This is a genomic window from Mycolicibacterium sp. Y3 (assembly GCF_051188035.1).
Classification (GTDB): Bacteria; Actinomycetota; Actinomycetes; order Mycobacteriales; family Mycobacteriaceae; genus Mycobacterium; species Mycobacterium fluoranthenivorans.
The window spans coordinates 4,679,401-4,695,183 of record NZ_JAVQLT010000001.1 but is presented as its reverse complement, the minus strand read 5'-3'; the positions used below and the strand labels follow the sequence as shown (position 1 = coordinate 4,695,183).

Genomic DNA, 15,783 nt, shown 5'->3' with positions numbered 1-15,783 from the left:
CGAGCGTGGAGATCGGGCGGCGTGCAGCGAGCCGTGCGGAGAAGCGCATGTTGATCGATGGTCGGTTGGTGGCGGCCGCCTCCGGCGCCGAGTTCGACAATGTCAGCCCGGCGACCGGGCTGGTGCTCGGCGCGACCGCGGCGGCCGATGCCGAGGATATGGACGCCGCGATCGGCGCCGCCAGGCGCGCCTTCGACGAGAGCGAGTGGTCGACCAATCGTGCACTGCGCCGGCGTGTGCTGCTGCAACTGCAGGATGCCATCGAGGTCGAAAAGGAGTATCTGCGTGAGGAACTGATCGCCGAGGTCGGATGCCCGGCCATGACGACGCAGAACGCACAACTGGACTGGCCGCTCGCCGATGCGCTGCGCTACCCCGCCCGGCTGATCGATGAATTCGAATGGGAGCGCGCACTCGTGGGGGGCGGCCTGTTCGGTGAGCGCAACGCCCGGACGGTGGTCAAGGAACCGGTCGGTGTGGTCGCGGCGATCACGTCGTCGAACTTCCCCATCGAGGTCATCCTCAACAAGCTCGGCCCGGCCCTGGCGGCCGGTAACACGGTGGTGCTCAAACCGGACCCGAACACGCCCTGGAACGCCACCCGGCTGGGTCGTCTGATCGCCGAACATACCGACATCCCGCCAGGTGTGGTCAATGTGGTGCCGACACCGTCCAACGAGGTGGCCGGCCGGCTCGGCACCGACCCGCGCGTGGACATGGTGTCGTTCACCGGGTCGACCGCCGTGGGCAAGCACCTCATGCGGGTCGGTGCAGACACCATGAAGCGCACATTCCTCGAATTAGGCGGCAAGTCCGCGATGATCGTGCTCGACGACGCCAACCCGGCGCACATCATCCCCGGCGCCATCGGCGCCTGCGTGCACGCCGGTCAGGCGTGTGCGGCCAACACCCGGATGCTGGTGCACCGCAGCCTGTTCGACGAGGCCGTCGCCGAGGTGGCGATGGCCTTCGGCGCGGTGCCGGTGGGCGATCCGGTACTGCCCACCACGCTGGTGGGCCCATTGATCAGCGCGGCCCAGAAACAGCGGGTGCTCGACGCCATCGCGGGCGCGCGCCGTGACGGAGCGGAGATCGTGGTGGGCGGCGCTGTGCCCGACGGGTTGCCGGCTCATCTGGCCGGTGGACACTTCGTGGCGCCCACGGTCATCGTCGGGGCGCATCCGTCGTCGTCGATCGCGCAGGACGAGGTGTTCGGTCCGGTCCTGGTACTCATCCCGTTCGACGATGACGACGAGGCGGTACGGCTGGCCAACGACAGCGCTTTCGGCCTGGCGGGAGCGGTGGTCTCCGCGTCGTCGGAGCGTGGCATGGCTGTGGCACGCCGGATCCGGAGCGGCGCCGTCGGTGTCAACGGCGGCATGTACTACGGAGCCGACGCTCCGTTCGGCGGCTACAAGAACAGCGGTGTCGGCCGGCAGTGCGGTATCGAGGGCTTTGTGCAGTACACCGAGACCAAGACGATCGGATGGCGACTGCCCCGGCAATCCGCAGAGCAGAAAGAAGCCACGAATAGGTAAGCCGGACAACAAGGTTGTCGTCGTCGGCCGCGGCGCTGGCTAGATGACCGGTTCGAAGGTGACGGGGATGGCGGTGGGTGAGCGGAACGGTTGCCCGAAGATATGCGGATCGGTGCTGGTGTCGAGTTCGATATCGGTGACACGGTTGAGCAGGCATTCCATCGCCACCCGGGTCTCCATCCGGGCCAGGTGCAGGCCCAGGCACGTGTGCTCGCCGGCGGCGAAGGTGATGTGCGGCAGGCGCGTGCGGAAGATGTCGAATTCTTCGGGTCGCTCCCAACGGGTTTCGTCGCGGTTGGCCGAGCCGATACACACGTCGATCACCGCGCCCGCGGGCAGCTTCACCCCATCGAGCTCGGTCTCGACATTGGCCGAACGTTGCACGGTGGTCAGCGGTGTCTCGAACCGCAGCGCTTCCTCGATGGCCTGGCCGAGCAGTCCCCGGTCGGCTTGGACGGCCGCGAACTGCTCGGGATGGGTCAGCAGCAGATACAACAGATTGCCCGACGAGCGGTAGGTGGTCTCCAGTCCGGCGGGTAGCAGCAGTCGCAGGAAGGAGTAGATGGCTTCGTCGGTGAGCTTCTCGCCGGACACCTCGGCGGTCACCAGGTCTCCGATGATGTCGTCGGTGGGCGAGCAACGGCGCAGTTCGATCTGGTTGAGGAAGTAGTCCTTGAGCGCCGCGGACGCCTCGAAGGCGCGCTGGTATTTGACTGTGTAGCTGATCAATTCGACGGCACGCGCGCGGAACCAGGCCAGATCCTCTTCGGGCAGACCGAGCAGATTCGAGATGACGCGGGTGGGGAACTCGAAGGTGAAATCACGGACCAGATCCGCGCGCCCGGTCTCGATGAACTCGTCGATCAGCGCCTCGCAGATGGGCCGCACGATCTCGGGTTCCCAGCGGGCCAGCGACTTCGTCTTGAATGCCGTGGTGACGAGGTTTCGATGGTCCCGGTGCGGCTTGCCCTCCATGGCCAGGATGGACGGTCCGATGAACAGACCGATGGTGGCGTCGTAGATCTTCGAATTGAAGGACTTGCCGTCCCGGAAGACGGTGCTGACCGCATCGAACGACACTGCGGCGAATTGATGCTCGGCGCGCAGCGACTCGGGGGTCTTGCGCCAGTCCATGACACTGCCCTCGAACACGCCGTTGCGGGCGCGGTGATACGCGAACAGGGGATACGGATCCCGCAAGAGGTTGAAGGATTCGCTCAGGACGTCCGGGGTACCGGTCGGATCCTCGATCTGGCTTTCCACGCCTGCTCCCCGCTGTGGTGCGATCGAATGCAATCGTTATTACGGTAAAGATTACAGTAGATGATGCCGGTAGGTCGAAACGCCTCGCTTTCCAGTGGGGATGTCGCGGGACGGCGTCAGCGCATTGGGAGGGCGCGGGCTGCTACCGTGGCAGCCACCGGAAGGGAGTGGGCGGATATGGGCACGACCGACGAACGGGTGAGCGGCCGGGTGGACATGCGTGCCCTGCTGGACCGTCAGCGGCGCTCTTTCATCGCCGACGGACCGCCGGACGTCGCGGTCCGGCGGCACCGCATCGACCGGTTGCTGGCCTTGGTGCTCGACAACACCGACGAGTTCGCCGACGCGATGGCGGCCGACTTCGGCACCCGGTCCCGGTCGGCATCACTGTTCACCGAAGTCGTCGGGATCATCCCGGTGATCGAACACACCAGAGCCCATGTGGCGCAATGGATGCGGGCGACCAAGCTGATGCGTGCCGCCCGGGTGGCGGGCCTGCGAGCCGAGGTGGAGCCGGCGCCGCTGGGTGTCGTCGGCATCATCGGTCCATGGAACTTCCCGCTGAATCTGGTGGTGCTGCCGGCCGCGGCCGCGTTCGCCGCAGGAAACCGGGTGATGATCAAGATGTCCGAGATCACCTCGCACACAGCAGAGGTGATGTGCGCGAAGGCGCCTGACTATTTCGCCGAAACCGAACTGGCCGTGCTGGTCGGTGGTGCCGAGACGGCCGCGGAGTTCTCGACGCTGCCGTTGGATCACCTCTTCTTCACCGGCTCGCCCGGGGTCGGCGCCCTGGTGCAGCGTGCTGCATCGGAGAACCTGGTCCCGGTGACCCTCGAACTCGGGGGCAAGAACCCGGTGGTGGTGGCACCCGACGCCGATATTCGCCGCTCGGCCACCCGGATCGCTCAGGCACGCATGGTCAACGGCGGACAGGTATGCGTCTGTCCCGATTACGTCTTCGTGCCAGATCACAAGATCGTCGAGTTCGTCGACGTCGCCCGCCAGACGTTGCGCACCATGTTCCCGTCGATCATCGCCAACGGCGATTACTGCTCGAGCGTCAACGACGCCAACTTCGACCGGGTCGTCGGGCTGATCGATGATGCGCGCACCCGTGGGGCCACGGTGGAAGCCGTTGCGCCGCCGGGCGAGCCGCTGCCGGACCGGACGAGCCGCAAGATCGCACCGACCATCGTGCGCGATGTCGACGACACGATGAAGATCGCCCAGGAGGAGATCTTCGGACCCGTCCTGGTGGTGCACGGGTACTCCACGCTGACACAGGCGATCGACTACATCAACGCCCGCCCCGCGCCCCTGGTGGCCTACTGGTATGGACCCGACGGCACGGCGTTCCGGACCTTCGTGAGCCACACCCGCAGTGGTGGTGTGGCCCGCAACGACGTTGCCGCGCAGATGATTCCGTCGGCGGCACCATTCGGTGGCGTCGGGCGCAGCGGTATGGGCGCCTATCACGGCAGGGCCGGCTTCGATGCGTTCAGTCACCAGCGCACGGTGGTGGGTACCGACCTGCCGTTCAGCATGACCGGTAGCGCGGCGCCGCCGTTCCGGCGCGGACTGCGGTTGTACGCCGACGCCACCCTCGCCATCGCGCGCCGGCGCACCCATCGCAGGCTCAGGAATCGCTGAGGGATTTCCCGTCGCTTCGCTCGCCCAGGCTCGCCTGTTCGCGGGCCCACCGGTAGTCGGCCTTGCCCGCCGGGCTGCGCTCAAGGACCGGCCGGAACACCACGGCTTTGGGCAGTTTGTAACGCGCGATGGACTTCTCGGCGTGCCGGATGAGCTCCTCGGCGTCGACATGGGCGCCGTCTGCCAGCGCAACCACCGCGACGACCTCGGAGCCCCACCGCTCACTGGGCCGGCCGGCGACCACGACATCGGCCACCGCGGGGTGCGAGGCGATCGCGGATTCGACCTCTTCGGCGAAGATCTTCTCGCCGCCGGAGTTGATGGTCACCGAATCCCGGCCGAGCAGTTCGATGGCGCCGTTGTCCAGATGGCGCGCACGGTCACCCGGCACCGCGAAGCGCACGCCGCCGATGACGGGGAAGGTCGCCGCCGTCTTGGCCGCGTCCCCCTTGTAACCCAACGGGACGTAGCCACGCTGAGCCAGCCAGCCCAGACCGTCGTGCGCCGGCGCCAGCACGGAACTGAGATCCTCGGCCACCACACAGGTATCGGGTCCCGCGTTGAAGGTGCCGGTCGAGACGGCGCCGGGAGCCGACATGTGGCTCATCTGCGCACCGGTCTCCGAGGAGCCGACGCCGTCGATCACGATGAGTCCCGGTTTGGCGTCGATCAATCGCTGTTTGACGTACGGAGTGAGCTGCGCGCCACCGTTGGCGACGACAGCCAGGCTGGAGACATCTGCGGTGCCGGTTTCGATCGCGGTCAGGAGCGGCCGGGCCATGGCATCGCCGACGACGGTGGCCACCAGCACCTGTTCGCGCTCGATGGTGCGTACCACGTCATCGGTGTCGAAACGATCGACGACACTGGGGAAGACCAGCGTCTGACCGGTGGTGATCGCCGTCATGGCGGCCCACTGGGCGGCGCCGTGGATGAGCGGCGGCAGAATCAGCAGCTTGGTGCCGGGGTTCTCGGCCGCCCGTTGTGCGATCTCGTCGACCGAGCCGGTCCGCTCGCCGGTCACCATGTTGCGGCCGCCGAAGGCGGTCATGAAGATATCGTGCTGGCGCCACAAGACGCCCTTGGGCATGCCGGTGGTGCCACCGGTGTAGAGGACGTAGAGATCGTCGGGGGAGGGCTGCACCGGGGGTGCCGGGACATTCTCGGCGACAATCGACTCGTAGTCGACCGCGCCGTCGAGCAGCTCATTGCCGGAGCTGTCCGCGATCTGGATGAGCACCTTGAGGTTCGGCAGCTCAGCCCGGATCTCGGCGACCCGGGGTGCGAACGCCGCGTGATACAGCAATGCCGAAGCCTCGGAATCGGCCAGCAGATACTGCAATTCGTTCTTGACGTAGCGGTAGTTGACGTTGAACGGCGCCACCCGGGCGCGGAAGGAGCCCAGCAGTCCTTCGACGAACTCCGGCCCGTTGTACGCGTAGATGCCGAGCAGATCCTGGCCGACCTGATGACCTGCCAGCGCATCACGGTCGGTGTGGCAGCCCAGACCGCGTGAATGCAGGTAGGCCGCCAGCCGATTCGACCGATCCACGATATGGCGATAGCTGTACCGGCGCTCGCCCTGGCTGACCAGGGTGCGGTCCGGTATGGCGGTTGCGACCGATTCGGCCACGGCAGTAACGGTGAATTGCGTTGCTGCGTCAGGCATGTGTGCTCCAAGTCGCGATCAGATCATCGGTGGTGGTGACGGTGGCAAGTAGGGACAGACTGTTGTCGATGACGGCCGCACCGTACTCGGCCGGGAATCCCGCGACCGCGTCGCGCGGGAGCACGACCCGGTAGCCGGCGTTCACGGCGTCCATCACGAGGTTGGGGATGGCGATGTTCAGCGAGACGCCGACGGCGACGATGGTGGTCACACCCAGATTGCGCAGGATCGCGTCCAGATCGGTGCCACCCATCGGGCCGACGCCGTGCCAGCGTGACAGCACCAGATCCGCGGGCTCCGGACCGAATTCGGGCAGCAGGGTGGCACCGGCGCTCCCGGGGGTGATGTCGACGGAGCGCTTACCCGCGGCGAACAGCCGGGCATTGTGATTGGAGCCCAACCCATCCGGCCGGCGCTGCACCAGGCAGTGCACGATGTGGTGGCCGGCGGCACGGGCCGCGGGCAGCAACCGGGCGATGTTGGGCAGTGCCACCCGCTGCGCCTCCTCGGCGAGCAGGGCCAGCCCGGCGTCGGGCCCGACCACCGCACCCTGGAGTTCCTGGGTGATGACGGCCGTGGTCACGCGTCCACGCCGACCTCGTAGAACTGGGTGGCCCACTTACGCATGGCCATATAGGGTTTCGCGTCGATCTTGGACAGCGACGGCCGTTCGACGTATTTCTGGTAGCGCCAGATCTCCAGGTCGTCCCAGACGGTGACGAGGTACTGCTTCTCCACCCGCTTACGGACCTCCTCGGGTGGGATATCGGAGGTGTCGCCGGGTTCTTTGGGCCACCAGATCGAATAGAACATGTTCGACACCTGGTCGTCGACGGGTGTGCACGCGAAGATCAGCCGGTGGTTGGAGGCGCCTTCGAAGACGCTGATGGCGAAGCCGAGGCCGGAGAAGTGGCTGTGGATGTAGAGCGCCATCCGGTCGGCGTCGGCACTGCGCGCGTCGGGCCACCCGGTGAGGAATCGCCACTCGTTGTCGACCACTTTCCAGTCCAGGCACACCGGGGTGACCGTGGCGCGGTGCACATAGCGGAAATGTGCGCTGTCGGGCCCGTTTTCGGCGACGATCTGTGGATGCACCGGCTCGTTCTCGGCGAACCGGGAGAATTCGGGAAACGGGCGGTAGTACCCGTCTGGGTCGGTGGGGAACTGAGGGAACTTGTCGAAGATGTCGGGCAGCTCCCACTGCGGCGGCGTCCCGTGCGGTTGATGCCACATGAACACCACACCGTGTTGTTCCCGCACCGGGTACACGCGCAGGCGGACTCCACGGTTGGGCCGGTCTGGTTGATAGGGGATGAACCTGTTGGCGCCGTCGGGTCCCCAGCGCCACCCGTGGAAGGGGCACTCCACGCAGTCGCCGACGATCTTGCCCCCGTGGCCCAGGTGGGCGCCGAGATGCTTGCAGTGCGCCTCCATCAGGTGCAGTTCACCCGACTCGTCCCGCCAGGCGACGAGGTCTTCACCGAAGTATCGGAGGGCCCGGGTTTCGCCGGTGAGGAACTCCGCCGACCAGCCGATGACGAACCAGCCGGTGACCTTCCAGGTGAACGGAACCTTCACGATCAACCTCCGCGATCCGGCCGAGATACTGAACAGCTTACAGTAGTATCGTCCGCAATTGCCGTGAAATGCAAAGGAGCACGATGCCAGGGTTGTTGACCGACAAGGTCGCGTTCATCACCGGAGCGGCGCGTGGCCAAGGGCGTGCGCACGCGGTCCGGATGGCGAAGGAGGGCGCAGACATCATCGCGGTCGACATCGCCGGACCGCTGCCACCGAAGGTGCCCTATCTGTCGGCCACACCCGATGAGTTCGCGGAGACGGTCGACCTGGTGAAGGCCGAAGGCCGGCGGATCTTTCACCGCGTGGTCGACGTCCGCGACCACGACGGCCTGAAAGCCGCGGTCGCTGACGGTGTGGCCGAATTGGGGCGCCTCGACGTCATCGTCGCCAATGCGGGTATCACCATCCCCGAGGCATGGCACGACATCACCCCGGAGTCGTTCCGCGACACCATCGACGTCAACGTCATCGGCACCTGGAACACCGTGATGGCCGGCGCCCAGCACATCATCGACGGCGGCCGGGGCGGCTCGGTCATCCTGGTGAGTTCGCTTGCGGGCGTGAAGATGCAGGCGTTCATGGTGCACTACACCGCCAGCAAGCACGCCGTCACCGGAATGGCACGCGCGTTCGCCGCCGAACTCGGTAAGCACCACATCAGGGTGAACAGCCTGCACCCGGGTCCGGTGGCGACCGCGATGGGTACCGGTGACATGGTCGTCGCCCTGAACAAGGCCTTCGAGACCAACCCGGCCCTGGTGCAGATGGGCACGCCGTTCACCCCGAATTGGATCGTCGAGCCCGAGGACATCGCCGCGTCCGCGGTCTGGCTGGCCTCCGACGAGGCCCGGCACATCAGCGCGGTGGCCCTGTCGATCGACAACGGAATGGCACAGTTCTGAACATGACCGATGACGTCGAGGCGATCCGCCAGCTCAAGGCCCGCTACTGCAGGTTCCTGGATACCAAGGACATCGAGGCATGGAAGACGGTGTTCGCACCGGACGTGGTGGTCAAACTGGACATGGCGATCTCCACCGGGGGAGCCGACGGACAGACCGCGCCGGATCTGCACGGCCTGGACGAATTCCTGCCCGTCGTGCTCGGCGGGGTGGAGGGCGCTCAGACCAAACACCACTGTCACACCCCGGAGATCACGCTGACCTCGGACACCACCGCCAGCGCGATCTGGGCGATGGAGGATCTGCTGCTGTTCCCGAACGGGGGTGAACTGTTCGGGGCCGGCCACTATCACGAGACGTACGAGAAGCGTGCGGGCACATGGGTGATCACCAGCCTGCATCTGACGCGCACCATTCTGCGGTTCACCGCGGGCGGTGCTGACGGTTAGACGCGCGCCGGGAGGGCGCCATGCCGATGCCGTCGGTGGCGACCGGTTCCTGAAGTCGGTCAGGGTGCCGGTGCGTAGCTTGAGATCAGCCGTGCCCGAACGCGGTTGATCTCGGCGTCGAGATCGTGATCCTCGGGGACCACGATCCACTGGAAGGCGATCCCGAACACCGACGCGGTGATGTCCTCCCGGGCGCTGTCGATATCGATATCGGGCCGGATCGATCCGTCGTCGATGCCGGTGCGCAGGCCGGCCTCGATCTTGCCGGCCGCTTCGCGCAGCTGGGTGCGGACGGCCTCGCGCAGCGGGGAGACGGTCTTGACCGCCTCGAACGCCGACACGAACATGGCCCGCATGAGTGCGGGGTCCACCGCGTGGATCTCCTGGATGCGCTCGAAATGCGCGAGCACCTGCGCCAGACCGTCGGCGTCGGGCTCCGGATCGGGGTTCAGCCGGGCCACGTAGGTCTGCTGGAACGCCGCCAGGATGGCGTCCTTACTGCCGTAACGGGCGTGCACCATGGCCCGGCTGTACCCGGCGCGCCGCCCGATCTCCGCCGCCGTCGTTGCCTCCCAGCCTTTTTCGACGATCAATTCGGCGGCCGCGATGAGCAGCCGCTGGGAGGACATCTCGACGCGTTGTGGTTGGGTCAGGCCCTGGGCGGGGGACGGCACCCTTGCATATTAGTGGGCCGACAACTAACTTAGTTGTTCAGCGTCAAATTTCCCGAAAGGTCAACGATGACTTCGGTGCTGCCGTCCGGTATCGGTGAGGTGACGGCGGCCTGGCTGTCGGAGGCGCTGCCCGGCACCGTCACGGCCGCGCGGGCCGAGCGAATCGCCGAGGACACCGGATTCTCGGCACTGCTCTACCGGTTGCAGTTGACCGGGACCGATGTGCCCGAAACCGTGATCGTCAAACTCCCCGCGGAATCCGAGGCGCGCGGCGGTATGGCGCTGCTGGGCGGATACCGGCGAGAGTTCGACTTCTACCGCCACATCGCAGCCGCGGCGCCGTTGTCCGTCCCGGCCTGCCACGCCGCGCTGATCTCGGGCGACGATTTCGTGCTGGTGCTGGAGGATCTGCGGGACTGGGAGAACGCCGACCATCTCGCCGGCCTGTCGTTGCCGCGGGCCCGGACCGCCCTGAACGCACTGGCAAGCCTGCACGCGTGGTCCGAGACGGATGCCGAAGAGGCTTCCCTGCAACGCTTTCCGGTGATCGACGATGTGCTGACCAGGGATCTGTTCCTACCCGCCTTCGCCCCCGGCTGGCAACTGTATCTGGACAGGACCGACCAACCGGTACCCGACCAGGTCGCCCGGTTCGCCGAGCGGTTCGGTGAACTGGCGCCGCAGGCGCTGACCGCGCTGACCGAACGGGCGATGTTGCTGCACGGCGACATCCGCGCCGACAACATGTTCTTCCGCGACGACGCTCTCAAGATCGTCGATTTTCAGTTGGCGGTGCGCGGAGCCGGGGCAGCCGATATCGCCTACCTGGTCAGCCAGGGCCTGCCGACCGAGGTTCGCCGCGGCAAGGACCGTGACCTGGTGCGCGAATACGTGACACAACTGAAATCCCATGGAGTCGACGACTATTCGTTCGAGCAGGTATGGCGGCACTATCGATTCGGCGTCGCCCTCCTGATGTACATGCCGGTGGTCGCCCTGCTCACCTGGGATATCGTGCCCGACCGGTCGAGGCGGCTGTGTGTGACGCTGATCGACCGCGCCGTCGCGGCGATCGAGGACACCGGTGCGCTGGAGGAGTTCCGGTGAGATCTGCACGGGAAGTGGTGGAGCAGTACAACCTGGTGGTGTGGAATGAACGTGACTTCGCGCTGGCCGAAGAACTGCTGGGCGAGCAGGTGATCCGGCACGACGTCGGGGAGTCCACCACCCTCACCCACGCCGAAGCGATCCAGCGGGTGGTGGACCACTGGGCGATGTTCGACACCATCCGGTTCGACCTGAACCTGGTGGTGGCCGGCGATGACGGTGAGCACGTCGCGATCGTCTACCAGTCTCCGATGACGCTCAAGGACGGCGCCGCGACCACCATCAGCAGCATCGAGATCTTCCGGGTGCGCGACGGCCGTATCACCGAGGTGTGGAATTGTGGCTACAAGCAAGGAGTTTGGGCGTGACGTCCGGCGGGCAGGAGCGAAGCGACATGGGGATCGGCGCAGCAGTACTCGACGAACTGGGCTACTACCTGCTGGCCGGCGCCGGGGGTGAGGGTCCGGCGACGCTGATGGACGAGGCGCGCCGGGGCGAGGAGCTCGGATTCGGTACCGCGTTCATCTCCGAGCGCTGGAACGTCAAGGAGGCCTCGTCGCTCACCGGTGCCGCGTGCGCGGTGACGAACCGGATGCAGATCGCCACCGCCGCCACCAATCACCACACCCGCCACCCGTTGATCACCGGATCCTGGGCCACCACCATGCACAAGCTGTCCAGGGGTCGGTTCACCCTGGGCATCGGGCGGGGGATCGCAGCCATGTACCACGCCTTCGGCGTGCCCGCGGTGACGACCGCGCAGATGGAGGATTTCGCGCAGGTGATGCGCCGGCTGTGGCACGGCGAGGTGATCTTCAACCACGACGGACCGATCGGCAAGTACCAGGTGCTGTTCCTGGATCCCGATTTCCGGGAGGACATCCGATTGGCGATCGTGGCGTTCGGGCCCCAGACGCTGGCCCTGGGTGGCCGCGCCTTCGACGATGTCATCCTGCACACCTACTTCACACCGGAGACATTGCAGCGCGCGGTCAAGACGGTCAAGGACGCCGCCGAGCAAGCCGGCCGAGATCCCGCGAGCGTGCGGGTGTGGTCATGTTTCGCCACCGTCGGTGACCACCTACCCGAGGAACTGCGGCTGAAGAAGACCGTTGCCCGCCTGGCCACGTACCTCCAGGGCTACGGCGATCTCCTGGTCAGCACCAACAACTGGGATCCTGCTGTGCTGCAACGCTTCCGCGAGGACCCCGTGGTCACCTCGATCCCCGGCGGAATCGACCACAAGGCCACCGCCGAACAGATCGAGCACATCGCCACCCTGATCCCCGACGAATGGCTGGAGCCCTCGGCGACCGGATCGGCGCGCCGGTGTGTGGACCGGATCCGAAACGAGTTCGGGTACGGCGCCGACGCGGTCATCCTGCACGGGGCGACCCCGGACGAGCTGGAACCGATCGTGGCGGCCTACCGGCAGTCCTGAGTCTTCGGGCGCCCCCACACCCGCACCACGTCCTCAGGGCAGGATGACGGTGCGCTGCACCGGTTCGGCGGCCGCCTGGCGGGACCGCAGTCCCCGCCGCAACGCGTCGAGCAGTTGGTCGCGGGTCTCACGTGGGTCGATGAGTTCATCGAAACCGAGATGCCCGGCGGACCGGAACGAGGCCGTGAGTTCGGCCTCACGCAGCGTGGCGGCCAGATCCTCCTCGGCGTGCGAGGCCTTAGACAGCGCCGCCGCGCTCATGGCGCCCATGGTGGCGCCGGGGAAGGCGAAGGTGGCCTCTTGCCCGTCGAATCCGAGCAGGGACATCACCATTGAGCCGAAGCCGTACGCCTTGCGCAGCGTGACATGCAGTTTGAGCGTGGTGGCGGCGGTCTGCGCGGCGAACATCCGGGCGCCGGCCCGCAGCACACCGGAGCGCTCCGAGCGGCTGCCCGGCAGCATGCCCGGGTTGTCGGCGAAGAACACGATCGGCAGATGGAAGGAGTCGGCCACCATGATGAAATGTGCTGCCTTGTCGGCGGCATCGGCATCGATGGATCCGGCCAGCACGTTGGGCTGGTTGGCGACCACGGCGACCGGATGCCCGCCCAGGTGCGCCAGTGCACAGATGATGGCCTTGCCGAAATACGGCTGGACCTCGAACCAATCGGCGTTGTCGAATACGACGTCGAGCACCGAGCGCATGTTGTAGACGCGCCGATTGTCGCGGGAGATGATGTCCAACAGCTCAGGGGTCGGCCTGGGCGCGGTCTGCTCGTCCTCTGCGACCTGTTCCGGATAGGACCACGCGCTCGACGGGAAGTACGACAGGTAGCGCCGGATGTCGTCGAGGACGGCCTCGTCGTCTTCGCCGAGGTTGTGGACCACTCCGCTGTAGAGGGCGACGTTCGGACCGCCGAGGTCTTCCTTGGTGATGTCCTCGCCGGTGGACTCCTTCACCACCGGGGGACCTGCGGTGAAGATGGCACCTTGGCTGCTCATGATGCGGAAGTCGCTCACCGGTGCCACCAGCGCGCCGTGTCCCGCCGACGGACCGAGCAGAGCGGCCACCGTCGGCACCCGGCCTGAGCACTGTGCCTGGGCCAGCAGATCGGTGGGGGTACGTCCGTAACGCTCGCCGCTGGCACGGTGGCCGGCGCCCTCCAACAACATGACCAACGGAATCTTGTCGCGCAGAGCGAGTTCGGCCACCCGGTACCGCTTGGCGTTACCCGATGGCCCGATGCTGCCGGCCAGCGTGGTGAAGTCCTCGGCGCCCACCATCACCGGTGAGCCGTTGATCAGCCCGGAGCCGGTCACGATGCCGTCGGCGGCGATATCCTCGCCGGCGAGCATGCCGAGCTCGCGGAACGAACCCTTGTCCAGCAGGCGGTCCAGCCGGGCGCGCACATCCAGCTTGCCCTTGGCATGGTGCTTGGCGACCCGCTCGTAGCCGCCCATGCCGAGTGTGTGCCGTCGTCGCCGATCGAGATCGTCGAGAGTTTCCTGCCAGTCCGAAGCGTTCGCCATCACCGGTCCCTGTCTGCTGCCGTTGACCATACTGAATTGCTTACTGTAGCGTCCCCGGCATGGGTAACCGCGCCCGGCTCGCCATTGATCGGGGCATCCCCAGCGACCTGCATGAGGTGCCCGCTGTGGCGCGCACGCTGGAGGAACAGGGCTACGACGGGTGCTGGACCGGTGAAATCAACCATGATCCCTTCCTGCCGCTCGTTCTTGCCGCCGAGCACACCACCAGGATGCAGCTCGGCACGAGCATCGCGGTGGCTTTCGCACGCAATCCGATGATCGTCGCGGGTCTGGGTTGGGACCTGCAGTCCTATTCGCAAGGCCGATTCATCCTCGGTCTCGGCACCCAAGTACAGGCGCATATCGAAAAACGGTTCAGCATGCCGTGGGGGCAGCCGGTGCGCCGGATGGGCGAGTTCGTTGCTGCGGTGCAGGCGATCTGGGCCTCCTGGCGCGACCACAGCAGGCTCGCCTTCGAGGGTGAGTTCTATACGCACCGGCTGATGACCCCGATGTTCACCCCGCGGCCGCATCCGCATGGCCTGCCGAAGATCCTCCTGGCCGCCGTCGGCGATGCGATGACACAGTTGTGCGGCGAGGTGGCCGACGGGCTCATTGCGCACGCCTTCACCACCAGGCGTTACCTCGACGAGGTGACCAGCCCCGCGATGCAGGCCGGGTTGGCGCGGTCCGGTCGGGACCGATGCGCACTGGAGGTGTCCTGCCCGGTCTTCGTCGTGACCGGCGAGACCGAGGAGCAGTTCGCCGCCGCGGCCGCCGCGCACCGCAAGCAGATCGCCTTCTACGGATCCACCCCCGCCTACCGCAAGGTGTTGGACCTGCACGGCTGGGGCGACCTGCACACCGAACTGCACCGCCTGTCGCGGCTGGGGGAATGGGACACCATGGCCGGGCTGATCGATGACGAGGTGCTGAGGGCGTTCACTGTGGTCGCACCGCTGCCGGAGGTGGCCGCTGCCTTGCACCAACGTTGCGCCGGGATCATCGACCGGGTACTGCCCGGCTTCCCCGCCGGCCTGTCGGAGGCGGCGATATCCGATGTGCTGCAAAAACTTCGGATCCTGGCGAGGAGTTAGAACGTGGACAATATCAGCGGCCGCACGGTGGCCATCACCGGCGCGGCGCGGGGGATCGGCTACGCGACCGCGCAGGCGCTGCTCGCGCGTGGGGCGTGCGTGGTCATCGGCGATCGCGACGTCGCCGCCCTGGAGTCGGCGGTGACATCACTGGGCGGGCGGGTCAGCGGTCACCCGCTGGATGTCACTGACCGCGCGTCGTTCTCGGGCTTTCTGGCCCGCGTGCGCGCCGACGGCGGCGGCCGGGTCGACGTACTGATCAACAACGCCGGGGTGATGCCGATCGGCGGATTCCTGGAGCAGGGACAACGGGCGTTGCGCTCGGCGATCGAGGTCAACTTCTACGGCGTCGTCACCGGCTGTCAGCTGGTCCTGCCGGAGATGATCGAGCGCCGTCGCGGTCACATCGTCAACGTGGCGTCGCTGGCCGGCCTGATGCCGGTGCCCGGCCAGACTGTCTATGCTGCAACGAAATCCGCCGTGATCAGCCTGTCCAGTGCCATGTCCGACGAGTTCGCCGCCCGCGGTGTGCAGGTCAGCGTGGTGATGCCCCCGTTCACCCGCACCGAACTGATCTCCGGCACGGCGCAGACCAGGACGAACCGGCCCGTCGAACCCGAGGCCATCGCCGCGGCGATCGTCAAGACGCTCGACAGGCCCAAGACGCATGTCACCGTGCCCGGCGGAATCCGGTTCGTACTCGGGCCGCTCGGTCTGCTTGGACCGCGGGGCCGGCGTTGGGTGGGCCGCCGCTTCGGCACCGACACGGTGTTCCTGGAGTTCGACACCGCCGCGCGTCAAGGCTACGAAAACCGGGCGCAGGCGGCGCTCGGGGTGGTGCACGGCGCGGATCGGGAAGCCCGGGATGTTCCACGGTAG

At 66.7% G+C, this 15,783-nt stretch carries 15 protein-coding genes; 9 read left to right on the top strand and 6 right to left on the bottom strand.

All coding sequences use genetic code 11. The features are described from left to right. Positions 1–47 precede the first annotated feature (47 nt). Complete coding sequence (locus QN239_RS22930) at positions 48–1,538, top strand: aldehyde dehydrogenase family protein (protein ID WP_499016937.1); 1,491 nt, start codon at positions 48–50, stop codon at positions 1,536–1,538. Positions 1,539–1,577: 39 nt separating this feature from the next. On the opposite strand, the gene QN239_RS22925 is transcribed toward QN239_RS22930, so the two are convergent. After that, complete coding sequence (locus tag QN239_RS22925) at positions 1,578–2,801, bottom strand: cytochrome P450 (RefSeq protein WP_499013892.1); 1,224 nt, start codon at positions 2,799–2,801, stop codon at positions 1,578–1,580. A gap of 177 nt (positions 2,802–2,978) precedes the next feature. On the opposite strand from QN239_RS22925, the gene QN239_RS22920 reads away from it, so the two are divergent. Next, on the top strand, positions 2,979–4,454 hold the full coding sequence (locus QN239_RS22920; protein WP_499013890.1) for an aldehyde dehydrogenase family protein: 1,476 nt from the start codon (positions 2,979–2,981) through the stop codon (positions 4,452–4,454). On the opposite strand, the gene QN239_RS22915 is transcribed toward QN239_RS22920, so the two are convergent. The 3 genes from QN239_RS22915 to QN239_RS22905 are packed head-to-tail and all read right to left on the bottom strand — an operon-like array spanning position 4,441 to position 7,701. Continuing rightward, positions 4,441–6,123, bottom strand: a complete 1,683-nt coding sequence (locus tag QN239_RS22915; protein ID WP_499013888.1) for a medium-chain acyl-CoA ligase Mig — start codon at positions 6,121–6,123, stop codon at positions 4,441–4,443. The genes QN239_RS22920 and QN239_RS22915 overlap by 14 nt on opposite strands. After that, positions 6,116–6,706, bottom strand: a complete 591-nt coding sequence (locus QN239_RS22910; protein ID WP_499013887.1) for a cysteine hydrolase family protein — start codon at positions 6,704–6,706, stop codon at positions 6,116–6,118. Before QN239_RS22910 ends, QN239_RS22915 begins: the two co-directional genes overlap by 8 nt. Continuing rightward, entirely contained in the window at positions 6,703–7,701 is a 999-nt protein-coding gene (locus tag QN239_RS22905) for an aromatic ring-hydroxylating oxygenase subunit alpha (protein WP_499013885.1), read from the bottom strand. The genes QN239_RS22910 and QN239_RS22905 overlap by 4 nt, the downstream gene beginning before the upstream one ends. 83 nt (positions 7,702–7,784) lie before the next feature. Here QN239_RS22905 and QN239_RS22900 point away from each other — a divergent pair, with 83 nt between their 5' ends. After that, complete coding sequence (locus QN239_RS22900) at positions 7,785–8,606, top strand: mycofactocin-coupled SDR family oxidoreductase (protein ID WP_499013884.1); 822 nt, start codon at positions 7,785–7,787, stop codon at positions 8,604–8,606. A gap of 2 nt (positions 8,607–8,608) precedes the next feature. Then, positions 8,609–9,055 (top strand): nuclear transport factor 2 family protein, encoded by a 447-nt coding sequence (locus QN239_RS22895; protein ID WP_499013881.1) that lies wholly within the window; start codon positions 8,609–8,611, stop codon positions 9,053–9,055. Positions 9,056–9,114: 59 nt separating this feature from the next. On the opposite strand, the gene QN239_RS22890 is transcribed toward QN239_RS22895, so the two are convergent. Continuing rightward, entirely contained in the window at positions 9,115–9,729 is a 615-nt protein-coding gene (locus QN239_RS22890) for a TetR/AcrR family transcriptional regulator (RefSeq protein WP_499013879.1), read from the bottom strand. A gap of 66 nt (positions 9,730–9,795) precedes the next feature. Between QN239_RS22890 and QN239_RS22885 the strand changes: the two genes are divergently transcribed. Genes QN239_RS22885 through QN239_RS22875 form a run of 3 tightly spaced genes read left to right on the top strand, consistent with a single transcriptional unit; the run spans position 9,796 to position 12,277 of the window. Continuing rightward, positions 9,796–10,836, top strand: a complete 1,041-nt coding sequence (locus QN239_RS22885; RefSeq protein ID WP_499013876.1) for a phosphotransferase — start codon at positions 9,796–9,798, stop codon at positions 10,834–10,836. Then, on the top strand, positions 10,833–11,204 hold the full coding sequence (locus QN239_RS22880; RefSeq protein ID WP_499013874.1) for a nuclear transport factor 2 family protein: 372 nt from the start codon (positions 10,833–10,835) through the stop codon (positions 11,202–11,204). Before QN239_RS22885 ends, QN239_RS22880 begins: the two co-directional genes overlap by 4 nt. A 26-nt stretch (positions 11,205–11,230) precedes the next feature. Further along, positions 11,231–12,277, top strand: coding sequence for a TIGR03857 family LLM class F420-dependent oxidoreductase (locus QN239_RS22875; protein ID WP_499016936.1), 1,047 nt, complete (start codon positions 11,231–11,233; stop codon positions 12,275–12,277). Positions 12,278–12,310: 33 nt separating this feature from the next. On the opposite strand, the gene QN239_RS22870 is transcribed toward QN239_RS22875, so the two are convergent. Next, a complete protein-coding gene (locus QN239_RS22870) occupies positions 12,311–13,807 on the bottom strand; it encodes an acyl-CoA carboxylase subunit beta (RefSeq protein ID WP_499013871.1) in 1,497 nt (498 codons plus the stop codon). A 59-nt stretch (positions 13,808–13,866) separates the two neighbouring features. Here QN239_RS22870 and QN239_RS22865 point away from each other — a divergent pair, with 59 nt between their 5' ends. Continuing rightward, positions 13,867–14,904, top strand: a complete 1,038-nt coding sequence (locus QN239_RS22865) for an LLM class F420-dependent oxidoreductase (protein ID WP_499013869.1) — start codon at positions 13,867–13,869, stop codon at positions 14,902–14,904. Positions 14,905–14,907: 3 nt separating this feature from the next. Continuing rightward, on the top strand, positions 14,908–15,783 hold the full coding sequence (locus tag QN239_RS22860) for an SDR family oxidoreductase (protein WP_499013866.1): 876 nt from the start codon (positions 14,908–14,910) through the stop codon (positions 15,781–15,783).